Below are 21,778 nucleotides of genomic sequence, written 5' to 3' on the forward strand. Positions count from 1 at the left end.
CCCCGACGGAAAGGCATGGTGGGATGGCGTCTCGTGGGTCCCGGTTCCTTCGCAGCGATATCGCGTCTGGGGCAACATCGCCATCGGGTTGGCTGCGTTCACGGCCTGCTACGTCGCCCCGATGATGCTCATCGGGATCGCCGACTCCCGGATCCGAGCCGACTACGCCCCGGGGCTGCAGGAGGCGCTGATCCCGGTGGTGGTGGCGACCCCCGCGATCGCCGTCGCCGTGACGTCGATCATCCTGGACCGCAAGGAGAAGCGCCGACCGTTCCCCGGCTTGCTCTCCCTCGCCCTGGCCGGACTCGCAGTGCTGCTGCTCTGGCTCGCCATCTTCGCCGGCGCATAGCTGTTGGGGCTCTGAGGCGGAGGTCACTGGCAGAACCTGTCTGCGTTCAGCAGGATCTGTCCTGGACCGCATGACCGGCTCGACCGCTGAGCGACCTGACGAGGGAGAGACCATGACGCCCGCCGATGCCACCATCTCCGATCTGGAGAGCCTCGCCGCCCTCGGCAGCTGGACCACGCGCCCGGTCGGTGTCGAGTGGGGAGCCGGCGGACTTCTCGTCACCGCTGCCCGCGGGAGCGACGCCTGGCGCCACACGGCATACGGCTTCGTGCACGAGACGGAGCACGGGCTCCTCGCGCCGATGACGACGGAGGTCGCCATCGAGGTGTCCTTCGTCCTCGACTACGACCAGCAGTTCGACCAGGCGGGTCTGCTCATCAGGGAGTCGCCGACGGAGTGGATCAAGGCCGGGGTCGAGGTGTCCGACGGGCTGCCGCAGGTCGGCGCCGTGGTCACGCACGGCACCTCCGACTGGTCGGTCGCGCCCGTTCCGGAGTGGGCCGGGCGTGAGGTGACGATCCGTGCCAGCCGGAGCGGTGACGCGATCACCGTCCGGGCTCGCGTCGACGGGGACGCCTGGCGTCTGGTCCGCGTCGCGCACCTCGACCCCGACGCGACCGTCACCGGAGGTCTCTACTGCGCGTCCCCGACGCGCTCGGGCCTCGTGGTCACCTTCACCGGATACCGGACGGGCGAGCCCGACTCCTCCCTTCACTGAGCCGCGCCGCGGCCTCCGGGACCTTCTCCTCTGGCGCCGGGAGGCTGCAGGCAGTGGTCTGGAAGTGGCAGCGAGACGCGGCCCCTCACGAGCCGTGCAGGGCGGCCCACCGCAGGAGGTGCGTCATGACAACGCCGACGATCTTCCCTCCGGGTTCCGATGCCGAGCCCCGTGGTCCGGACAGCTCTGGGGGAGCGGGGCCCGCAGCCTCACCCCCGCCGTCAGAGCCCACGCTCGCCCTCCCGGTCGCAGGTACCCCACCTGCGACCTTCTCGTCTGCCCCTCCGCCGAGTCCTCCGAGCCAGCCCACGCACCGGCGTCGGTGGTGGTTCGTGGCCCTTGCCGCCGGTCTCGCAGTCGTGCTTGCCCTCGTCGGCTGGATGGTGTGGCGCAACTGGGTCCCCTCGGCCCCCGGGGCCCCCACCAGCCAGACGATCACCGCGACCTCGGTCCAGCTCAGCTGGAGCCCGTCGACATCGGGCCCGAGCGTCGACCAGTACCTCATCCAGCGCAACGGGACCCAGGTGGGCTCGGTGGACGCGGGCGTCACGAGCTTCGTGGACAACACCGTCACCCCGGACACCTCGTACCGCTACGTCGTCATCGGGGCGTCGGGGGGCAAGCGCTCCGCGCCGTCCGCCGAGGTCGTCGTGCGCACCCTGCCGGCGACCCCCGCAGACCTCACGGTGAGCCTGAGCGGCGCGACGAGCCTGACGATCGGCTGGTCGCCGGCCCAGAGCATCGCGCCCGAGCAGTACGTCATCTCTCGTGATGGTGCCGAGGTGGGGTCCGTGCCCGGCGCGCAGACCAGCTACGTGGACGTCGGCCTCACACCCGCCACGGCATACGGCTACGTCGTGGTCGCGGTGTCGGGCGCGGGCCGCTCGGAGCCGTCGGCGGAGCTCTTCGCCGAGACTCTCCCGGCGCCGCCCACCGGGCTCAGGGCGAGCTCGGTGACGCCGGACGCGGTCACGCTGCAGTGGTCGGCTCCGACAGCGGGTCCACCCTCCGACGGGTATGCCGTCGTGCGTGACGGCACCGAGATCAGGACCGTCCCCGCGTCGACGCTCTCCTACACGGACCGCCGTCTGACGCCGGCCACGACCTACGCCTACACCGTGCTCACGATCAAGGCCGGCGTTCGCTCCGACCCGCCGGCCGCGCTGAAGGTCAAGACGCGCACGCCGCCCGTATCGAGCGCACACCTCGCGGGCTCGTGGCCGGTCAACGGCAAGGTCACCAAGGTGTCGGGCGGCGTCACTCTCGGCGGGTCTGCCGCGAAAGGTCAGACGTTCGAGTGGACATGGGACTTCGCCTCCAAGTGCACGGTCGGGCCTTGCCCCGCCGTGGTGTCCGGCGTGTTCGCCTCGCACCCCTTCACCGTGACCGTCAGCCCGTCGAACGGCACCTACAAGGGCTCCACGAAGGTGCACGTCTCGCACTGCGAGGGCCTGAGCGGCACCGTGGACGTCAAGAACACGATCCGGCTCAACCTCACCGTGACCAAGGCGGCGCTCGAGTCGAACATCTGGTCGGTCACCTCGTGGAAGGGAACGCTGACAGTGGCGAGCCCCTACACGGCGGCCGGTAGCTCGGGGAACCTGCGCTCCTACTGTCCGGCGAGCACGGTGACGACGTCGGTCACGGCAACCAAGTGAGAGGCCACGGTGTGGCCAGGCTGAGGCCTGGCCACATCATGACGCGTCGACGTCAGTCGACCTGGAGGTCGTCACCGTCGACGGTGACCCTGCCGCGGCGCAAGGGCCACCGCTTGGTGAGGGCGAGGTAGAACGAGTCGAGGCCGGGCATCTTGGCGAAGATGCCTTGGGGTCCACGCGTCATCTGCCCGGTCTTCACGTCGTATGCCGCCTGGTGCCACGGGCACACGAGGCAGCCGTTCTCGTCGATGCTGCCCTCGGCGAGGTCCGCTCGCAGGTGGCGGCACTTGCGGCCAACGGCGAAGTACTCGCCGTTGTTGCCGACGGCATAGTCACCGGAGCCGGTGACGGAGCCGGGCGGGACGTCGGACGCGGGAATCCGGGTAGAGCTCATGGCCTGCTCCTCATGCGGTGGTCCCTGTCTCCTCTCATGGTGGCACAGCCGTGCGGGGACGGACGCCTGAGCTGCTCCCGGGCCGTGTGCGTCACCGCGGGACGTCGCGCCACGCGGGCTCGTCGTCGGGCATCCACGCAGGGGTATGCGGCGCGCCCCCTTCCAGCGTCAGCCAGTCCAGCTCCTCGGCCAGTCCGACGGCGGCCTCGATGAGCGCGGTCGTCGTGGCAGCGACGTCGTCGCTGCGCCATGCCAGGGACCATGGGTAGTAGGGCTGGATCTCCTCGGGCCAGAACATCGGCAGCCCGACCTCGACGTACTTCTCTGCGTAGCTGAGGAACTCGAGGTAACGGTGGGAGCTGGGGGCACGCCGCACGTGGGCGACGCAGTGGCTGAAGGCGCCGGGAGTGCCCAGCCATCGCATGGTGACACCGACGCGGTGCTCGAGCGCGGTGAGGTACTGCCCGTGGGCGTTGTAGCTGCCGGAGTCGGGTGGGTCGGCGAAGACGCTGAGAGGTCGCTCGTGGAACGAGGCCGTCGATGCTCCGTCACCGGCTTCCGACCCCACGAGGACCAAGGGTTCCAGGCGGAGCAGCCGGTGCCGCCACCCGCTCGGGTGTGCGATGCGCATGCGAGGGGTGACCCGGAGGATGGCGACGTCCAGGCGTCCCTGCATGAGTGCGTTGAGCTGCGTGATGCTGTCCATCGCATGCTCCCGCAGCTGGATGTCGGGCTCTGCCCGGCTGAAGGCGTCGGCAACCAGCCGGCTCGTCGACAGCTCGAAGACGTGGGCGATGCTCACGCCTTCCTGACGGGCCGGCTGCGACATCGTGTCGGCCAGGGCCAGCAGGCGCCTGGCATGCTCGAGGAAGTGCTCCCCCCGGGCGGTCAGGGTGACGTGGCGGCTGTCGCGGACGAGGAGCGTCTCCCCGAGCTGGTCCTCCAGCTTGCGGATCTGCTTCGACAGCGCCGGCTGGCTCACGTAGAGCCGCGCGGCGGCCCTCCCGAAGTGCAGCTCGTCGGCGACCGCCACGAAGTAGCGCACCAACCGCAGGTCCAGCTCCATCCGACCCTCCGTGGTGTGAGGCACCGGACGGGTGCCAGCCCTCCGCGAGCCCTGTGGGCCCACCGTAGTGAGCAGACCGCCTCATGAGGAGGCCTCGTGGTTATCGATTGCGGCCCAACAGGTCTTGGACACCGCTCGCCCGGCCACGTCAGCCTTGAGTGCGTCGCCTCGTGCGACACCTTGGTCGGCCTCGTGGGTGGGCCGGTCGAACCCCTCGTCGAAAGGCTCGTCATGACTGCAGCACAGCGTCCCGTCGTCTTCATCCATGGCCTTTGGCTCCACTCCTCGAGCTGGGGTCCCTGGGTGGAGGCCTTCCGTGAAACCGGCTATGCCCCGAGCGCGCCCGGGTGGCCCCGGGAGGGCGAGACCGTCGAGCTCGCGAGGCAGCAGGCTGACGACGTCGCCGGCTTGGGCATCGACGACGTCACCAACCACTACGCCTCCATCATCGAGAAGCTCCCGGACGCGCCCGTCCTCGTCGGGCACTCGTTCGGCGGGCTCATCGCCGAGAAGCTGCTCGGCCAGGGCAAGGGCGCAGCAGCCGTGGCCATCGACCCCGCGCAGATCAAGGGGGTCCTGCCACTGCCGCTCGCGCAGCTCCGCGCAGGACTCCCTGCCCTGGGCAACCCCGCCAACCGGAACAAGGCAGTCTCGTTGACCTCCAAGGAGTTCCGCTACGGCTTCGGCAATGCCCTCACCCAGGAGGAGTCGGACGCGTTGTACGAGAAGTGGACCATCCCGTCTCCTGCGAGGCCCCTCTTCCAGGCGGCCGCCGCCAACTTCTCGATGCACTCCGAGGCAGCCGTCGACACCAAGAACAGCGCGCGCGGACCACTCCTGCTCATCTCGGGCCTCGAGGACCACACGGTGCCTGACGTCGTGACCAGGTCCACCCTGAAGCAGTACCGCACGTCCACCGCTGTCACCGAGCTGCGCCAGTTCGAGGGTCGCGGCCACTCGCTGACCATCGACAGCGGGTGGAGCGAGGTCGCCACCGCCGTGCTCGGTTGGCTCGACGAGCACGGGCTCTGACCATGGACCTGGGTCTCGCCGGGCGAGTCGCCATCGTCACCGGGGCGAGCAAGGGCATCGGCCTCGCGATCACCCGGGTGCTCGCCGACGAGGGTGTGACGGTGGTCGCAGGAGCTCGTGACACGTCCGCTGAGCTCGACGCCCTCAGCAGGTCCGGCGCGGTCACCTGGGTCGCCGCCGACCTCAGCGGGCCGGACGGCGTCGGGCACCTCGTCGACGCGGCCGCCGGACGCGGCCGGCTCGACATCCTCGTCAACAACGTGGGAGCGGTCGCGCCGCGACTCGACGGGTTCATGGCCGTGACGGATGCGCAGTGGTCCATGTCCTACACCCTCAACCTCATGGCGGCGGTGCGCACCACCCGCGCGGCGCTGCCGATGATGCTCGCCCGCGGTCGGGGCGTCATCATCTCGACGAGCTCGGTCAACGCGACTCTCGCCGACCCGTTGGTCATCGACTACAGCGCTGCCAAGGCGGCACTGCGCAGCTTCTGCAAGTCGCTCTCCAAGGAGCTCGGACCACACGGCATACGGGTCAACACCGTCAGCCCCGGGCCGGTCAGCACCGACCTGTGGCTCGGAACCGAGGGGGTCGCGGCCGCCGTGGCCGCGCGAGAGGGCACCGATCCGTCCTCCGTCGCAGCCGCCGCCGCGCGGGACTCCGTGACCGGACGCTTCACGCGCCCGGACGAGGTCGCCAACCTGGTCGCGTTCCTCGCCAGTGACGTTGCCGGCAACATCACCGGAGCCGATGTCACCATCGACGGCGGGCTCATCCCGACGACCTGAGCAATCGGCCTACCGTCAGGCTCTCCCCGGCGGCCTGAACTCGACGCGCTCAGGAGCAGGATCGGCCCGGACCAGACGATCGCAGCGAGTGCGACGCAGTTGGCGACCACCGTTCCCCAGAAGATGCTGCGGAACGGCTGCTTCCTCGTCTTGTGCCGGAAGGCCGGCCGCGCGACCAGTGCGCCCGGCCATCCGCCGAGGAGGGAGATCGTGTGCAGGGTCGACTCCGGCGTGCGCCGACGTCCTTGTGTCGCAGCGGACTTGTCTGCTCGGTACATGAGGAACGCGACGAGGCTGAGCACGCCGTAGACGGCCAGCACGATGGCGGAGAGCTCGCCGAGCAGCGCGAGGCAGAGCAGGAGGGCGAAGAACAGCGCCGCCACCCCGAGCGCCACCGGCACGCCCCGCGCGAGTCCGCCGCGGGGCCTGCTCCGGCGACGTGTTGAGATCCGGTCAGTCACGTCGCTGAGCCGCCGAAGTGCGGGCGCAGGGTCGTCGCGAGATCCTCGGGCGTGAGGTCGATCATCGCCTCGGCGTGCAGCTTCTCGAAGTAGGTGACGTCGCTGCGATACATGGGTTCGGCGTTGCTGCGGCTGACGATCCGCAGCAGCGTCGACCAGCCGTCGGGCGGGGTCGGACCGCCACCGTAGAGCGCCCAGTTGAAGGACGTGAGCGAGAGGTCCCGGTAGGTGCCGAAGACTCGCGACATCCCCGTGCCGAGGTCGGCGCAGTCGGCGTCGGTCAGCTGGTCGACGTCTCGGCACCCGTCGACGACCGCCCACACCTCGTGGAACCCGATCGGGGCGAACGGGGTGAGGAACGAGACGCGCCCGACCCGGCCCACCCATCGAGGCCCGCCCTGCTCCTGCGCGAGCAGCTCGTCCCAGAACGAGCCCGCGCCCGACGCGGAGCCTCCTTGATCGCCGCGCCAGGCCGCCGACCGCTCGACGAGCAGCCGCTGCAGCGTCGTGCCGATGTCGTCGTGGGCCGACTGCGCGTGCGGGTGGATGAGCGAGCTCCCGCTCGGGGGAAGGTAGTTCGCGTTGATCGACGACCACATCGGGCGGATGCGGTGCAGCGCCGAGGTGTACTCCACAAGGGCGCCGAGCAGGTCGCCGACGCGTGACGCCGTGAGGTCCGGCAGGTCGAGGAAGTGCCGGGTCGTGTCATAGAGACCGACCGACGAGAACTCTGAGTACGCAAGGACATTGGGCACGACGACAGCCTTGCCGCGGCGGACGCGACCCTGTGGCACCACCTCGGTCGGGAAGGTCCCCGTGGCCCGCTCGATCATGCCGGCGCAGAACGGGCAGAACGGGGGGTCGGCCGTGAGCTCGGTGAGGTCCGGGCGCTCCGTCGGCGACAGCTTGGTGCCCGAGACGATGCGTGAGGTGTGCCCGGTGAGCGGGTCGACCCGGATGCTGAGGGGCACCTCGAGGGTGTTCGTGGGGTTCGTCAGCTCGGGCACGCGCGCGGTGATCCGGTGTTCGATCAGCTCGATGGCCATGCTGTGCAGCGTAGCCACGACCCGGTGCAGGCAGACGACAACGGAGCACTCTTGTGCGCACCCGCCGCCGGATGGGCCCGACGCCCTCAGCGCCGAGTCGCCGGCGCCGCACTCGGAGCCGACAGGGCGATGACGAGCTCGCGCACGACCGCGGGGTCGGCCAGGCTGTCGCCGAAGAGCTCGCGCACCTGAGCCATCCGGTAGCGCACCGTCTGCGCGTGCACGTGCAGCTCGGCCGCCACCTCTTCGCGACGCCCCTGGTGGAGCAGCCACGAGAGCAGCGTCTCGGCGAGCCGGTCGCGGGTCGCGGGGGCGAGCTCGGCGAGCGGCTCGAGGACCTGGCCGCGAAGGTCGGCGACCGCGGTGGGGTCCGCCGTGAGCACGAGGTCGGCGAGATGCCGCTCGCTGTCGATCGGCTCGCCGCCCCGAGACACCGGGTGGAGCGCGAGGGCGCGTGCCGCCCGGTCGAAGGACGACCGTGCGTCGATCCACGGACGGGGCGGACCGCAAACGGCATGGCGACCTGCAAGCGCTCGCAGCAGGTGGCGCCGGCCCGGCCCGTCGGCGTCGGGGACGAGCAGGAGGGTGAGGGGGTGGTCGGGGTCGACCTCCTCGATCCCCTGGAGGTCCTCGCCCACGATGAGGGTGTCGACACTGAGCGGCGCGAGCGCGCGCCGGGCCTCGGCCGCCGGCAGCAGCACTGCGGTGAGCGAGGTCGGGGGAGTCCATTCGGCCCGCGCCGCGGCAGCGGTCAGCACGTCGGCGCCGGCGCCGGAGAGCAGCAGCTGGCCGAGGCGCTCGCGGTAGCGGTCACGGACGCGCCCGCTCGTCGTCAGCTCGTCGGTGTGGCCGGCGACGCTCGCAGCCGACAGCTCGTCGATGTAGGCGAAGAGCAGCTCGGCGAACTTCGCCATGGTCGTCGCGGGCGTGCCCGCCTCCGCAGCGGTCCGGGCGAGCTCGCGCCACGACACCCTCGCCCCGACGCGGTATGCCGCGAGCAGGCTGTCCATCGAACGCCCGCCCCGCGCCTCCCCCCTTCCGAGCGCGTAGGCGCCCTCGCGCGTCGGGCCGAGCGGTGTGCTGGGGTCGACGTCGCGACCACCGCCGGCCAGCTTGAGGAAGCCGGCGATCGCCATCTGCACGGCCTTCTCGATGGTGTCTCCGGCGGCGCCTCCCAGGGCGCCTGCGTAGTCGGGGACCTCGTCGACGACCGCCGCCATCGTCGTCGTCGCGATGGCAGGCAGTCGCTCGCGCAGGACACGGAGCACCGCGTCGTCCATCTGGAGGGCGGCAGCCCCGCGCACTGTGGCGCTGGTCACCTTCGCGGCCATAACTGTTCCCTCCGCACAAGAGTTCCCGGACACTTCACGCTCAGCGGTCAGGATATTACCCTTGCCTGTCAGTCATGCTGAAGACATGAGCCTGACCGCACCCTCCACCCGACCGGACCGACCGTCGCTGCGCCGACGACTGGTCAGGCTCGCCGAGCGTGCGACGACGCCGCTGCTGCCGGCCGACTACCTCGACCTCTTCGACCCCCTGCGTCCGGGCGCCGACCTGCGCGGGCGCATCGTCGAGGTCCACCCCGAGACCGCCGACGCCGCCACGATCGTCATCCGACCGGGTGCCGACTGGGCGGGTCACGTGCCCGGCCAGTACGTCCGCATCGGTGTCGACGTCGACGGCATCCGCCAGTGGCGGGCCTACTCGCTCACCCACGGTCCGCGCCCCGACGGCTTCATCTCCATCACCGTCAAGGCGGTGCCCGGCGGCCTCGTCAGCACTCACCTCGTGCGCGAGTCTCGCCCCGGCACGCTCGTGCACCTCGAGCAGGCCCAGGGCGAGTTCGTCCTGCCGACCGACGGAGGCAAGTTCCTCTTCGTCACGGCCGGCTCCGGCGTCACGCCCGTCATCGGGATGCTGCGCAACCTCTATCCCGTCGCCGACGGCGGCGTCGTGCGCCTCGCCCGCGCCGCGGCATACGACATCGTCGTGCTCCACGTGGCACCCAGCGAGCCCGACTCGATCTTCATCGACAACCTGCGCGCGCTCGATGCCGCCGGGCTCATCCGGCTCGTCGCCCGCTACGACGACGAGCACGGCGTCCTCGACGTCGCCGACCTCGAGACGCTCGTGCCCGACCTGCACGAGCGCTCGACCCTCGCCTGCGGTCCCGGCGGCCTGCTCGACGCGCTCCAGGACCACCACGACGCCCGTGGGCTCGACCTGCTCACCGAGCAGTTCCGCGTCACCACGCTCGTCGTCGGCGAAGGCGGCACCGTCGACTTCACCGGCTCGAGCTCGGGCGCCGGCACCACGGTCGACGCCGACGGCGCGACTCCCATCCTCGACGCCGCCGAGGCGGCCGGTGTGCTCATGCCGTCCGGGTGCCGGATGGGCATCTGCTTCGGCTGCGTCCTGCCGCTCAAGGAAGGCGCCGTGCGCGACCTGCGCACCGGCGCCGTCACGACCGCGACGCCCGGCGAGACCGAGGGCAGCGGCGTGCCGATCCAGACCTGCATCTCTGCCGCCGCCGGCGCCTGCGTCATCGACCACTGACGCCGCCGCGCCACCCCCCGACAACCACCACCGCGACCGCTCGCGGACACCCCGCTCCACGACGACCTGAGGAAGTGCCATGACCGTCCTGCAGAAGAAGGCCCACAACCCCATCGGCCACCTGACGCCCGAGGACATCGAGCAGCTCGGTGTCGAGCTCGACGCCATCCGGCAGTCGGTGATCGACACGCGCGGAGCCGACGACGCGGCATACATCCGCAAGGTCATCGACGCCCAGCGCAAGCTGGAGCTCGGCAGCCGCGCCATCCTGCTCATCTCGATGTTCCCGCCCGCCTGGGTCGTCGGCACGGCGGGCCTCGCGGTCGCCAAGATCATCGAGAACATGGAGATCGGCCACAACGTCATGCACGGCCAGTGGGACTGGATGCGTGACCCCAAGATCCACTCGACGACGTGGGAGTGGGACAACGCGAGCCCTTCGGAGCAGTGGAAGCACTCGCACAACGAGCTGCACCACACCTACACGAACGTCATCGGCAAGGACAACGACCTCGGCTACGGCATCATGCGCGTCGACGAGGACCAGCGGTGGGTGCCGTTCTACACGGCTCAGCCGCTCTGGAACTTCGTCAACGCGTGTTTCTTCGAGTACGGCATCGCGGCCTACGACCTCGAGCTCGGCAAGAACCTCGCGACGAAGGAGCGGCGCAACGACCCGGAGTTCCGGGCGCGCGCCAAGGTCACCCTGAAGAAGATCCGCAACCAGATGACGAAGGACTACGTCATCCACCCGCTCGTGTCCGGGCCCTCCTTCCTCAACACGCTGGCCGCCAACGCGACCGCCAACCTCATCCGCAACCTCTGGACGCACTCCGTCATCATGTGCGGCCACTTCCCCGAGGGCGTCGAGACCTTCGAGCGCAAGTCGATCGTGGGAGAGACCCGCGGTGAGTGGTACCTGCGCCAGATGCTCGGCTCTGCCAACATCAGCGGCAGCAAGGCCATGCACTTCATGACCGGCAACCTCAGCTTCCAGATCGAGCACCACCTCTTCCCCGACCTGCCGAGCAACCGCTACCAGCAGATCGCGCCGCAGGTGCAGGCGCTCTTCGAGAAGTACGGTCTCACCTACACGACGGGTTCCCTTCCGCGGCAGGTGGCCTCGGCGTGGAAGAAGGTCATCCGCCTCTCGCTGCCGAACAACTTCGGCCGCAAGGCGCGGGCCAAGGTGCTGCCGATGCTGCCCGTGCCGACCCGCCGGACGGTGGACGACGCCGCCGCTGCCTGACCCGCTCCGCGCTCGAACCCGTTGACACCCGACGGCCCGAGGTCGACAGTGGGGATGAGCCTCGGCTCTCCTCGGGTAGGTGCGATCTCGTTCTCGTCTGGGCGTCCCCACGGCGCGCGGTCCCAGACGCGGTCAGCAGGGAGACGACGTCATGGGTCTGCAGCAGATCAACCTGACCGACTACGACACTGTCGTCGCTGTCACCGAACGAGCGCTCAACGTCGCACTCGACGGATGGCTGCTGCAGCAGGAGCCCCAGGTCGCGCTCTACTACACGACCGACTCCAACGGGAACTACGTCGAGGCGACGGCCGAGACGGCGACGATCGTCTTCACGGGGACGCTGGCCCCCACCCTCGACCCGACGACCCGGCAGCCCATCGACCTCATCACCCTCTACACCGAGGCCGGGCCGCAGATGGTGCAGTACAACGCCACCTTCCAGAACGGCGTCTTCTCCGCCAGCCAGCTCGGCATCCACCTCGTGCAGGGCAGCACTCCGTGGGTCATGCAGTTCGAGGTCCAGCTCGCACTGCAGGCGACGACGATCGACGCGCTGCCCGCGAACGTGCAGACCCAGATCCAGACCGAGGTCGAGAACCTCGGGCCCGACATGTTCTCGATCCAGCAGCTGTGGGTCGACCTCAACACCGCAGCCCTGGCCTCCTTCGAGGGCCTCGACGGCCTCTCGGCGCTCGGGTCGGCCATCGTCGAAGGCGTCATGAAGCAGTACCTGCTCCAGCAGCAGGCTGCGGCAGCGATGGTCTTCGGCTACGCCGCCCAGTTCACCGGCGGCACGGCGCTCGCACCGACGTTCATGCCGACGGCGCTCAACTTCTGCGTCACGCCCTACAGCCCGCAGACGTCGACCTCTGCGCCCCTCGACACCCTCAACTACCTCGTCATGGTGCAGGGCAACCCGCTGCCGGCCTACCCGCCCACGAGCTTCGGCTTCAACTTCGTCGACGACATCACGGTGTCGGGGGCGATCGCCATCCGCCACGACTTCATCATCGGCCAGGTCGTCTCCGAGCTGAACGGCATCCTGCAGACGATCAGCCCGGTGCTGCAGGCCGACGCCCATGCCGACGGCGACGACGGGGCGATCTACGTCAACCCCGGTCAGCCGGCGACCTTCACCGTGCTGCCCAGCCCGAGCGGCTCCGTCGTCGCGACCTACAGCTACGCCCCCGCTGCCGTCAGCGACGAGGTCGGCTTCTTCGGGGGGTCGACCGGAGTCTCGGCGCAGTACGCCAGCACGTGCCAGGTGCAGGTCGGCGTCAACGGCGCCGGAGCCGCGAGCCCCTCCACCGTGCTCGTCAGCGGCACCGCGACCTTCAGCGGTGACATCCAGTCGAGCACCATGGGCGGTGGACAGGACACGACGATCCCCGACACGACCTACTCGTGGTTCGCCGAGCTGCTCGTGCAGGCCGACCTCGCCAACAACGGCCAGCTCGACCTCGTCCTCGGCAACACCGACTTCACGAGTCCGCCCGTCGTCACGGGCAAGCCGCCGGACGGGTGGGACCGCTTCCTCAGCGGCCTGGCCGGGCAGGTGCAGAACTATGCCACCGGCATGACGCAGCTGAGGGCGGCCGTCGAGACACAGGTGGTCGACAACATCCTCGGAGCGCTCCAGGGGAGCCTCGCCTCCGCGAACCACTTCGTCTTCCCCGGCGCCCAGACCTTCCTCTTCGCCAACCCGCAGTTCGCCCCGTCGGACGACCTCGCGGCCAACATCACCTACACGGCCTAGGGGCGACGATGACCACCTTCCAGGTCTCCACCGAGCTGATGAAGAACCAGAAGGCGGCGCAGGTGCTCTCGGACCAGTCCGAGTTCGACGCGCTCCAGACCTCCGACGGGAATGCGCTCTTCTTCGGCATCGGCGACACCGGCATCCTCTACGTCACCCAGGAGCAGCAGAGCGTCACCACGGGATGGACCCCGGTCGACCTCACGAGCGAGCTCTCGGCGCTGCTGCCGGGCCTCACCGTGTCGGCCAAGACCTTCGCGGTCTCGCAGGCGTCGTCGACCGGTGACATCGTGGTGGCCCAGGTGGTCCACACCGCCGAGGACGGCCAGGACCGCCTCTTCGTGCTCACCGGCCTCTCGTACGCGCCGGACGCTCCGTGGCTGGCCTCCTCCATGAACCGTACGTGGGTCCCGCGCGCCTACGACGACGCTGCCAACCCCCTCGACCCCGTCACCCTCTCCTACGTGAGGCTCGAGTCGAGCCAGGACACCCAGCTCGTGCCCTACCTCGTGGCCGGCGTCCTCGCCCCGCAGACGTCCTACGTCTCGAACTACCTCGTGAGCCTCGACCCCGGGGTCACGACGGGGGTGTGGCAGGAGTACGTCACCGCCGAGAACTACACGCAGCTGCTCGGGATGGCGCTGGGCATGCCGCAGTCCTCCCTCGTCTTCGGCCTCTACGAGCTCTACACGCTCTCGGGCAACACGAGCCTCACCTTCACGCCCTCGGGCTCGCTCTACGGCCCGGGCCCGGTCGTCGTGACGAAGCTCGACCCGCCCGGCGGCGCCTCGGCGATCGCCGTCCTGCCCGTCGACGCGCAAGGGCACACCAACCTCTACGTCGCCGCGGAGGGCTCGATCAACCTCTTCGCGCCCGCACAGCAGACCAACACCGGCACCTCCGTCGCGGTCATCACCGACGCGCTCGTCACCGGGGTCGACCTCGTCGAGGTCAACGTCGTCGGCGACCTCGTGACGCTGTGGGCCCGCAACAGCGACGGCACCGTCTTCTACTCGCGCTGCACCGTCGAGGGCCAGGCGGACCCCGCGGCGTGGTCGGCACCCATCCCCATCGGGCAGGGCGCCGACCAGGTGGCCTCGTCGCTCAACCTCGTGACCGGCGCGAGCTCGCTCTTCCTGCACACGAGCGGGGAGAACCTGCAGCAGCTGGCGCAGGACCCCGTGACCACCCAGTGGAGCTCGCGGCCCCTGCTGCTGCCGCCCCTCGCGACCGATGACGTCTACGAGGCCTACACCTTCACGACGCACATCAACGTGCTCGATGCCTCCTCGATGCCTGCCGCGGCGTCACCCGTGACGATCACGGCGACGAGTCCCGTCGCCGTCTACCTCAATGACGTCTACACGACCCTCACCGACGCAGCGCCCCTCACGGTGGCGGCGACCGACGTCGGCACGGTGACCATCGTCCAGGAGACCCAGACGATCGGGGCCGTCTGCTACGCCATCGTGGCCGACGACGGCACGACGGCCACGATCAACCCGATGACCGGCCCGCTCGCCACCCTGAGCGGGGTCACCACGGGCACCGACCTCGACGTCACGGTCACCGACGAGCTCGGCAACACCGCGCCCCTCGTGCCCGCCGGTGTCACTCCCGCCCAGCAGGACGCCGTGGCCCAGTGCGTCCAGCAGTTCTCCCAGGTCGCCCAGTCGCTACCGAGCGACGGCAGCGTGACCAGCGCGGCGGCATACCGGCCGTCAGCCCTCACCGCGCGGGGAGGGGGCGGTGCCTTCGGGCTGTCGTTCGCCGACGCGGACGTGCAGTTCATCACCGAGGTCGGCGACGTGACCGGGGCCATCGAGGCCTTCGCCGGCGACGTGCTGCGCTGGATCGAGGGCGTCGTCGACGACGTCGTGAAGTTCGTCGTCCAGGTGGCCGACGACGTCGCCCACTTCTTCGTGACGCTCGGCGACGACATCTACCACTTCATCCTCACGTGCGTCAGCGACGTCATGCGTGGGGTGCAGTTCGTCTTCCAGAAGATCGGCGTCGCGTTCGACAAGCTCGTGCAGTGGCTCGGCTTCATCTTCTCGTGGAACGACATCCTCCGGACGCACGCCGTCATCCGCACGTTCTTCAACTGCTACATCACCTACTCGATCGACAACCTCGAGACCTACAAGGCGGGGCTCATCACCCTCTGCACCACCCTCCAGGACACGATCAACACCTGGGCCGGCCTGCCCCAGCCGAGCCAGTCACTCGGCGGCGAGGTCGCCGCAGCCGGGTCGCCTCCCGGCCAGAGCAGCCCGGCCGCCAACTGGGGCACCCACCAGCTGCACAGCAACGCGTCGGGAGCCACCACGACCGCCTCGACCGACGAGCCCGACGTGTCGGGCTTCGCCGCCGTCTTCGAGGACATCCTCGCTGCCATCGACCGGGAGCGCGACGACATCCATGCCGCCTACACGGCCATCAAGACGCAGATCGTCGACCAGCTCGCCACCCTCAGCGTCGAGACCATCATGGAGCGGCTCTTCGCGATCATCGCCGACCTCGTCGTCGAGAGCCTCGAGAACATCGTCATCGCCGTCATCGACGTGCTCGCCGCCGTGGTGCAGGGGGTGCTGTCGACGCTGGACGCCACCATCGACATCCCGGTGCTGTCGTGGATGTACAAGAAGTTCGCCCATGCGCCCCTCAGCTTCATGGACCTCGCGTGCCTCATCACGGCCATCCCCGCGACGGTCATCTACAAGATCGCCCACGGGACCGCCCCCTTCCCCGACGACGCGACGACGACCGCGCTCATCGACGCTCCGGACTTCGCGACGATCCGCACGATCCTCGCCCAGCCGGCGGCGGAGCCGGCCAACGCGGCCGTCCGGGCCACGCTCTCGGGCTCAGTGGACCCAGCCGGCGCCCTGGTGGCCCCGGCGCTCGGGAGCGCCGGCGACAGGTGGAAGTTCTCGGCCAACGTGCTGGCGCTCGCGGCGAGCTTCGGGGTCTCGACCTTCTCCGCCATCAAGATCTACTACCCCACGAACGCCGTCGCGTCGATCGGCAACGCCCTGTGCTACATCCCGTACTGCTCGCCCGACTTCGGCATCGCGTCGGCGCAGACCTGGGACCAGATCATGAACGAGGCGATCACCGGCATCAGCATCGTCAAGGCGCTCGTCGACATCAGCCTCTTCACGTTCGTCAAGGGCGGCCAGAACGGCGCCTTCCTCACCTTCTGGTCCGAGGCCTCGCCCTTCGTCGAGTACGTCATCAGCACGGCCTGGATGGTTCCGACCATCTGGGCGCTGTCGCACAACACCAGCGTCCAGACGATCGTGAGCGTTGCCGCCAACGTCAGCTTCAACGCCACCGGCATCGTCGGCATCGCGGCGGTCTTCGACCCGGAGTCGATCAGCAAGGGCATCTTCACCGGTGTCGTCGTGGCGACGATCCTCGCCTACGGGGTCGGCATCTTCGCATCGTCGTTCCTGCCCGACGACACGACGAGTCGCTGGCCGCCCGGCACCAACCAAGGTCCCGGTCCGGGTGTCAGCGCAAGTGTCAGCCCGGTGTGAGACCGGTGTGATCCCGGCGGGCTCGTCAGCTCGCTGACTCCGTGACCTCGTGGCCGTGACCCTCGCTGGGTCCGGTCGAGCGGATGAAGTCGCGGATGAGGTCGGCGAAGCGGTCGGGATCATCGAGGTGGGGGTAGTGCCCGGCCCCTTCGAAGAGCTCGACCCGGCAGCCGGGGATGGCTTCCTTGGCCCGCGCCGCGTGCGTCGCGGGGATGACCATGTCATTGGTGCCCCAGACGACGAGGACGGGGATGTCGACGAGGTCGGGGAGGTAGTCGTGGGCGGTGATGCTCTGGCCCCGGGCGTCGATGACGGCGCGCGTTGTCGCGAGGAAGGCTCGCCTGCTGTCCGCGTCGCTCAGTCTCGCGAAGCCCTCCCACACGGCGCGCATGTCGTTGCTCGCGCGCCAGCCGGCCTTCGCCAGGGTCTTGCCGACGGTCTCGACCCGGCCGCGGACCCACCCCGACGCGAGCGCGGGGAGGACCCACTCGGCTCCGGGCAGCGTGGCCGCGCGCAGCGCGGCGATGACCTCGGGGCCGAGGCCACCACTGCCGACGAGCACGAGCCGCTCGACGCGCTCGGGGAAGAGGTAGCAGAACTCGAGGGAGATGCCGCCGCCCAACGAGTGCCCGACGAGGGTCACGCGGTCGATGCCGAGGCGGTCGAGCAGGTCGCGCAGGGTCGCGGCGTGTGCGCCCAGCGAGTAGTCGCCCGTGGGGTTTGCGGAGGCACCGTGGCCGAAGAGGTCGGGCACGATGACCCGGTTGCGGTCGTCGAGCCGGTGGATGAGGTGCGCCCAGTTGCGGTGCGAGCCGAGCAGGCCGTGGACGAAGAGCACGGCCTCGCCCTCGCCGCTCTCGACGTAGGACAGCGCGTGGCCGCGCAGCGAGATCACGTGAGGAGTCAGCGACATCACGACACCTCCTCGGGTCGGTTGGGCTCCTCTGTCGAGGTTAGCCCGACGGCGGCGATGTGCCTCCACGATCGGTTCGTGTCCTTCGCCACGCACCGCCCGTGGCGTGGGTCGTTCGGCCGCCGCGGAGGGACTAGTCAGCCCTGGCCACCGGTGACCATTGTCGGCGGTCTCCACAGCGGCGAAGCATGGTTGCGGACGCGCCCGGGCCGGGGGACCACCCGGCGGCGGCGCCCAGGCCCGCGGCATACGCCCGCTGCGACCTCAGCCATCGTGTGAAGGAGTCCGCTCATGCCTCCCCTTTCCCGATCGCGGCGCGCGCGCCGCGTCCTCCTGTCTGCGGCTGCCGCGGGAGCAGCCGGAGCGCTCGTGGTCCTCGGCCCGCCGCAGGCAGGCGCGGTGGCACCCCCCGGGGTACCCGTAGCGGTCGTCGACTACGACTCGCACACTGCGGCGGAGTATGCCGGCCGCTGGGCCAACCCGTACGGCCCCCTCGACGGGGTGGTGCCCCAGGTCGCGCCGTCGGGCGCGGTCACCCTGAGCGACGTGCCGTTCAAGCCGGGCACGGACTTCAGTGTCTTCGACCACCTCAAGTACATCGGGGTGAGCACCCAGACATTCGCGGTGCCCAAGGTGGGGACCGTGACCTTCGAGGTCGACATCGCCGCGAGCACCCCGGGCGCCGAGGCCGGACACGTCGTGAACGGCGTCTACGGTCCGCCGGGGTCGTGGAGCCTCGCGGACCCGCAGGCGCGCCCGTACACGGCGACGGTGCTCGAAGGTCAGCAGGCCGGGGTCGTGCTCAACATGATCGACTTCTGCACCGGACAGCTCTTCGACTGGTTCGTCGCCGGCAACTCGGCCTTCCCGCTCATCGAGCGACTGCCCACGACGGTCACGGGCAACACGAGCAACCCCTCGTGCCCCGGCGCGACGGAGGTCGGCCTCGACAGGGCCTACACCCAGATCATCAAGAACATCCCGGTCAGCCCTGGCGAGCCTCACCACGTCGCGATCACCTTCTCCCGCAGCCCCGGTCAGGCCACCGTCAGCTATGCGCTCGACGGCAAGGTGGTGGCTGCAGTCACGAACGTCGGTATCCCGCTGGACCGTCAGGGCAAGGGTGTCGCATGGTCCGGCACCTACCCGTCCCTGGGCGCTGGGGAGAAGCTCGCCGACCAGATCACCTCGTTCTCCATCGGCCACGGCCTGTTCAGCCTGCTCGATGCCTTCCCGTTCCAGTACGGCTGCACGCCGCCCGGGGCGTTGCCCGGGGCGGGTTCCTGCGCGCCGGAGTCGGCGGCCTACAGCGTGTCGATCTCGCCGGAGGAGCGCGCGTTCGGTCAGGGCGCCACAGGCGTCTTCAGCGGCTTCCGGGTGACGACGACAGGTCGCTGAAGATTTCTTGTCAGGGCCTGTAACGCTTCCCGGAGCTCGCACGATGGAGGGGGTGAAGAGGCGCCACTCGGACCCCCGAGCGAGTGGCGCCTCTCCTCATGTCCGGAGCCGGGCCCCGCGGCACACGCCGGTGGCTGGCCCTCGGGCGTGCGCCGTGGTCAGGCGCTCAGCGCGGCGTCAGGACGAAGAAGGGCAACCCGTCGCACGGCGTCGCCCGCCAGTGCGGCGACGCGTCGTCGGCGCCGGCACGCCACGCCTCCAGGGGGAGGTCGCGCACGAGGTCGCCGGTGACCCAGGCCGGGTCGGACGACGTGACGACGCGGCCGGCGGCGTTGACGAGGACGCAGCCGCGTTCGAGGCCCTCCATGACGTCGAGCAGGTGCTCCTCGAACCACGCCACCAGCACGTCGAGGCCGACGACGCCGGCGAACGTCCCCCCGACGAGGAGCGGTTGGGTGAACGTCAGCGTGTACTGGTCGGTGCACAGGTAGTCGACGTAGGGGCCGGTCACGTGCCGCCCGCCGGTCTCGAAGGGCTTGGTGTACCAAGGCAGCTCGGTGTAGTCGCGGAAGCCGACGGCCCGCGGGTCGGTCTCGGCGGCCAGCTTGGCGATCGTCACCGACCCGCCGCGGGACTCGACCGTCCACCACTCGAGCCAGTAGGCAGCGTCCGCCAGCACACCGGGTGCCATGACCGCGCCGGCACCCGCGATGGGCGTCGTCGGGTCGGCGAGGAGAGCGCGGCAGCGCTCCTCGATGTCGAGGTCGGAGCGACGGGGCGCCTCGCCGGAGAGGGACTCGGCGAGGCAGGCCCCGAGCTCGTCGAGCTGGTCGAAGAGCCGCGCACCGAAGTTCGCGACCCAGCCGGCCACATCGGTGGCCGTCGTCGTGGTCGTCATCGGCGCCTCCGCGATCGGGCGACGCGGTGCAGGGACTTGACCGCGTCGAAGAGCTCTCGCACATGATCCTCCGCGCGGGCCCGGGCCGTCACCGGTTCGCCGAGTGCCACGGCCTCGACGATCGACCCGTGCGGGTCGGCCTGACGCAGCGCCCCCCATCCCTCGCCGGCCTCAGCGTCGGCGAGCCAGAGGACCGGCCCGATCTCACGCTGGAGCACCATCTCCTCGCGCGTCAGCCGCGCGGACTGCGCCGTCGCGGCGAGCTCGAGGTGGAAGGTGCCCTCGTGCCGCGGTATGCCGCTGGCGTCGTCGGGCGCAGGTCGTGCCGTCGCGAGCCGGCGCAGTCGCGCGACGTCGTCGGGGTCGGCGCGACCGGCCGCGAGCGCCGCGCAGTGCCCGCTGATGGCGCAGTAGTGGTCGGCGAGGTCACGCAGCTCGCCGAGGCCGACGCGTGAGAGCCGGGAGAGCAGGGCGGCCCGGCCGCCGTCCCTCGGGGCCTTGACGAACGACCCGCCACCGCGTCCGCGGCGAGTGACGATGAGGTCGTCGTCGCGCAGGGCGCCCAGGGCCTCGCGCACGGTGACGGTCGCCACGCCGAAGCGGTCGGCGAGGTCGCTCTCCGGCGGGAGCATGCTCCCGTCCGGCAGCAGGCCGAGCGTGATGGCCTCGCCGAGCCGGCGCCGGACGGTCTCGGCGCGCCCCTCGACGGGCAGCGGGGCGAACACGGCGGCATACGGGCCGAGGGGCAACGACCGGTCCGCCATGGAGCCTCCGCATCAGTTTCGACGAATCCCTTGCGCTTAAACATATGGAGCCATACCTTTTGCGTCCAGAGGTAGGACACCACACGTCGTCGAGGAGAACCATGGCAGAGCGGACAGGGCCGGCAGGGCCGGGCACCCCGGCCATCAGGCTCACGTCGCTGCGCAAGGAGTTCGCCGGGACGCCCCCGGTGGTGGCCGTCGACGACGTCGACCTCGACGTGCGCGCGGGGGAGTTCTTCTCGATGCTCGGCCCGTCGGGGTCCGGCAAGACGACGGTGCTGCGCATGATCGCCGGCTTCGAGGAGCCGACCTCCGGGCGCATCGAGCTCGCCGGCGCCGACGTCACGAAGCGCCAGCCGTTCGACCGCGACGTCAACACGGTCTTCCAGGACTACGCCCTCTTCCCCCACATGTCGGTCGCGGAGAACGTCGAGTACGGCCTGCTCGTCAAGAAGGTCAGCCGAGCAGAGCGCCGGACCCGCGTCGCCGAGGCGCTCGAGCAGGTGCGGCTCGGCGACCACGGCAAGCGCAAGCCCTCCCAGCTCTCGGGCGGCCAGCGCCAGCGGGTCGCCCTCGCCCGGGCCCTCGTCAACCGGCCCACGGTGCTGCTGCTCGACGAGCCGCTCGGCGCCCTCGACCTCAAGCTGCGAGAGCAGATGCAGGTCGAGCTCAAGGGCATCCAGCGCGACGTCGGCATCACCTTCCTCTTCGTCACGCACGACCAGGAGGAGGCGCTGACCCTCTCTGACCGGGTCGCCGTCTTCCACGCCGGCCGCATCGAGCAGGTCGGCACCGCCCGCGAGGTCTACGAGAGCCCCGCCTCCGCCTTCGTCGCCGGCTTCGTCGGCACGTCGAACCTGCTCGCCGGCGACGCCGCGCGGGCCGTCATCGGCCGGGAGGGCTCGTTCGCGATCCGCCCGGAGAAGCTCCTCATCGCTCCCGCGGGGGACACACAGCGGGGCGATGGGCTCATGGGGGCCGAAGCGGTGCTCGAGGAGGTCGTCTACGGCGGCCCCATCACGCGCTACGTCGTCGCACTCGACGCCGGCGCGCGACTCACCGCGCTCGAGCAGAACACCGGAGCGAGCCATGCCGCAGCGAACCTGCGCCGTGGCGAGCGTGTCCGGATCCAGTGGAACCCGGAGCACGTCATCGACGTGCCCGAATCAGCAAGCAGATGAAGG

At 70.2% G+C, this 21,778-nt stretch carries 18 protein-coding genes and 1 pseudogene; 11 read left to right on the plus strand and 8 right to left on the minus strand.

From position 1 onward, the window contains the following. The first annotated feature begins 88 nt into the window (after positions 1-88). The 3 genes from FBY41_RS10825 (at position 89) to FBY41_RS10835 (ending at position 2,725) form a co-directional block, all read left to right on the plus strand. Complete coding sequence (locus FBY41_RS10825) at positions 89-349, plus strand: hypothetical protein (RefSeq protein WP_141844262.1); 261 nt, start codon at positions 89-91, stop codon at positions 347-349. Between the two features lie 112 nt (positions 350-461). Then, a complete protein-coding gene (locus FBY41_RS10830) occupies positions 462-1,067 on the plus strand; it encodes a DUF1349 domain-containing protein (RefSeq protein WP_141844263.1) in 606 nt (201 codons plus the stop codon). 332 nt (positions 1,068-1,399) lie between these two features. Then, on the plus strand, positions 1,400-2,725 hold the full coding sequence (locus FBY41_RS10835; protein WP_185749021.1) for a fibronectin type III domain-containing protein: 1,326 nt from the start codon (positions 1,400-1,402) through the stop codon (positions 2,723-2,725). A gap of 52 nt (positions 2,726-2,777) precedes the next feature. Here the strand turns inward: FBY41_RS10835 and FBY41_RS10840 are convergent, their stop codons facing one another. Together FBY41_RS10840 and FBY41_RS10845 are read right to left on the minus strand one after the other, a co-directional pair. Then, positions 2,778-3,119, minus strand: a complete 342-nt coding sequence (locus tag FBY41_RS10840; RefSeq protein WP_141844267.1) for a Rieske (2Fe-2S) protein — start codon at positions 3,117-3,119, stop codon at positions 2,778-2,780. A gap of 91 nt (positions 3,120-3,210) precedes the next feature. Further along, positions 3,211-4,185 (minus strand): LysR family transcriptional regulator, encoded by a 975-nt coding sequence (locus tag FBY41_RS10845; protein ID WP_141844269.1) that lies wholly within the window; start codon positions 4,183-4,185, stop codon positions 3,211-3,213. A gap of 231 nt (positions 4,186-4,416) precedes the next feature. Between FBY41_RS10845 and FBY41_RS10850 the strand changes: the two genes are divergently transcribed. Beyond that, positions 4,417-5,217 carry an alpha/beta hydrolase gene (locus tag FBY41_RS10850; protein WP_141844272.1) on the plus strand — a complete coding sequence of 267 codons (801 nt, stop codon included), beginning with the start codon at positions 4,417-4,419 and terminating at the stop codon, positions 5,215-5,217. Positions 5,218-5,219: 2 nt separating this feature from the next. Further along, a complete protein-coding gene (locus tag FBY41_RS10855) occupies positions 5,220-6,005 on the plus strand; it encodes an oxidoreductase (protein ID WP_141844274.1) in 786 nt (261 codons plus the stop codon). Positions 6,006-6,148: 143 nt separating this feature from the next. Here the strand turns inward: FBY41_RS10855 and FBY41_RS23940 are convergent. From FBY41_RS23940 to FBY41_RS10870, 3 genes and pseudogenes are all read right to left on the minus strand, one after another. Further along, positions 6,149-6,466 (minus strand): annotated as a pseudogene (locus FBY41_RS23940) (DUF1294 domain-containing protein); the annotation flags it as partial. Further along, positions 6,463-7,512 (minus strand): hypothetical protein, encoded by a 1,050-nt coding sequence (locus FBY41_RS23945; protein WP_141844276.1) that lies wholly within the window; start codon positions 7,510-7,512, stop codon positions 6,463-6,465. The pseudogene FBY41_RS23940 and the gene FBY41_RS23945, both read right to left, overlap by 4 nt. An 86-nt stretch (positions 7,513-7,598) precedes the next feature. After that, on the minus strand, positions 7,599-8,831 hold the full coding sequence (locus tag FBY41_RS10870) for a helix-turn-helix domain-containing protein (RefSeq protein WP_141844279.1): 1,233 nt from the start codon (positions 8,829-8,831) through the stop codon (positions 7,599-7,601). A 97-nt stretch (positions 8,832-8,928) separates the two neighbouring features. On the opposite strand from FBY41_RS10870, the gene FBY41_RS10875 reads away from it, so the two are divergent. The 4 genes from FBY41_RS10875 to FBY41_RS10890 all read left to right on the plus strand — a co-directional run bounded on the left by FBY41_RS10875 (position 8,929) and on the right by FBY41_RS10890 (position 16,621). Then, a complete protein-coding gene (locus tag FBY41_RS10875; RefSeq protein WP_141844280.1) occupies positions 8,929-10,071 on the plus strand; it encodes a ferredoxin reductase in 1,143 nt (380 codons plus the stop codon). A gap of 79 nt (positions 10,072-10,150) precedes the next feature. Then, entirely contained in the window at positions 10,151-11,320 is a 1,170-nt protein-coding gene (locus tag FBY41_RS10880; RefSeq protein ID WP_141844282.1) for a fatty acid desaturase family protein, read from the plus strand. 151 nt (positions 11,321-11,471) lie between these two features. Beyond that, complete coding sequence (locus FBY41_RS10885; RefSeq protein ID WP_141844284.1) at positions 11,472-13,079, plus strand: hypothetical protein; 1,608 nt, start codon at positions 11,472-11,474, stop codon at positions 13,077-13,079. A gap of 8 nt (positions 13,080-13,087) precedes the next feature. Further along, positions 13,088-16,621: a hypothetical protein gene (locus FBY41_RS10890; protein WP_141844287.1), complete on the plus strand. Its 3,534-nt coding sequence runs from the start codon at positions 13,088-13,090 to the stop codon at positions 16,619-16,621. A 25-nt stretch (positions 16,622-16,646) separates the two neighbouring features. Here FBY41_RS10890 and FBY41_RS10895 read toward each other — a convergent pair whose 3' ends face one another. Then, the gene (locus FBY41_RS10895; RefSeq protein ID WP_141844289.1) at positions 16,647-17,534 is read right to left on the minus strand and encodes an alpha/beta fold hydrolase; all 888 of its coding nucleotides are present in this window, start codon (positions 17,532-17,534) and stop codon (positions 16,647-16,649) included. A 291-nt stretch (positions 17,535-17,825) separates the two neighbouring features. On the opposite strand from FBY41_RS10895, the gene FBY41_RS10900 reads away from it, so the two are divergent. After that, positions 17,826-18,932, plus strand: a complete 1,107-nt coding sequence (locus FBY41_RS10900; protein ID WP_141844292.1) for a DUF6081 family protein — start codon at positions 17,826-17,828, stop codon at positions 18,930-18,932. A gap of 166 nt (positions 18,933-19,098) precedes the next feature. Here the strand turns inward: FBY41_RS10900 and FBY41_RS10905 are convergent, their stop codons facing one another. Next, entirely contained in the window at positions 19,099-19,830 is a 732-nt protein-coding gene (locus tag FBY41_RS10905) for a cache domain-containing protein (RefSeq protein ID WP_141844294.1), read from the minus strand. Then, on the minus strand, positions 19,827-20,594 hold the full coding sequence (locus FBY41_RS10910) for a FadR/GntR family transcriptional regulator (RefSeq protein WP_221629257.1): 768 nt from the start codon (positions 20,592-20,594) through the stop codon (positions 19,827-19,829). The genes FBY41_RS10905 and FBY41_RS10910 overlap by 4 nt, the downstream gene beginning before the upstream one ends. 101 nt (positions 20,595-20,695) lie before the next feature. Between FBY41_RS10910 and FBY41_RS10915 the strand changes: the two genes are divergently transcribed. Then, entirely contained in the window at positions 20,696-21,775 is a 1,080-nt protein-coding gene (locus FBY41_RS10915; protein ID WP_141844296.1) for an ABC transporter ATP-binding protein, read from the plus strand. Positions 21,776-21,778 lie beyond the last annotated feature (3 nt).

The organism is Humibacillus xanthopallidus (assembly GCF_006716675.1).
Taxonomy (GTDB): Bacteria; Actinomycetota; Actinomycetes; order Actinomycetales; family Dermatophilaceae; genus Humibacillus; species Humibacillus xanthopallidus_B.

Excerpts from the sequence above, each read along its gene's own strand:
- FBY41_RS10830 (WP_141844263.1), top strand. The coding sequence starts at position 462 with ATGACGCCCGCCGATGCCACCATCTCCGATCTGGAGAGCCTCGCCGCC.
- FBY41_RS10840 (WP_141844267.1), bottom strand. The coding sequence starts at position 3,119 with ATGAGCTCTACCCGGATTCCCGCGTCCGACGTCCCGCCCGGCTCCGTC.
- FBY41_RS10845 (WP_141844269.1), bottom strand. The coding sequence starts at position 4,185 with ATGGAGCTGGACCTGCGGTTGGTGCGCTACTTCGTGGCGGTCGCCGAC.
- FBY41_RS10850 (WP_141844272.1), top strand. The coding sequence starts at position 4,417 with ATGACTGCAGCACAGCGTCCCGTCGTCTTCATCCATGGCCTTTGGCTC.
- FBY41_RS10855 (WP_141844274.1), top strand. The coding sequence starts at position 5,220 with ATGGACCTGGGTCTCGCCGGGCGAGTCGCCATCGTCACCGGGGCGAGC.
- FBY41_RS23945 (WP_141844276.1), bottom strand. The coding sequence starts at position 7,512 with ATGGCCATCGAGCTGATCGAACACCGGATCACCGCGCGCGTGCCCGAG.
- FBY41_RS10875 (WP_141844280.1), top strand. The coding sequence starts at position 8,929 with ATGAGCCTGACCGCACCCTCCACCCGACCGGACCGACCGTCGCTGCGC.
- FBY41_RS10880 (WP_141844282.1), top strand. The coding sequence starts at position 10,151 with ATGACCGTCCTGCAGAAGAAGGCCCACAACCCCATCGGCCACCTGACG.
- FBY41_RS10885 (WP_141844284.1), top strand. The coding sequence starts at position 11,472 with ATGGGTCTGCAGCAGATCAACCTGACCGACTACGACACTGTCGTCGCT.
- FBY41_RS10890 (WP_141844287.1), top strand. The coding sequence starts at position 13,088 with ATGACCACCTTCCAGGTCTCCACCGAGCTGATGAAGAACCAGAAGGCG.
- FBY41_RS10895 (WP_141844289.1), bottom strand. The coding sequence starts at position 17,534 with ATGTCGCTGACTCCTCACGTGATCTCGCTGCGCGGCCACGCGCTGTCC.
- FBY41_RS10900 (WP_141844292.1), top strand. The coding sequence starts at position 17,826 with ATGCCTCCCCTTTCCCGATCGCGGCGCGCGCGCCGCGTCCTCCTGTCT.
- FBY41_RS10905 (WP_141844294.1), bottom strand. The coding sequence starts at position 19,830 with ATGACGACCACGACGACGGCCACCGATGTGGCCGGCTGGGTCGCGAAC.
- FBY41_RS10910 (WP_221629257.1), bottom strand. The coding sequence starts at position 20,594 with ATGGCGGACCGGTCGTTGCCCCTCGGCCCGTATGCCGCCGTGTTCGCC.
- FBY41_RS10915 (WP_141844296.1), top strand. The coding sequence starts at position 20,696 with ATGGCAGAGCGGACAGGGCCGGCAGGGCCGGGCACCCCGGCCATCAGG.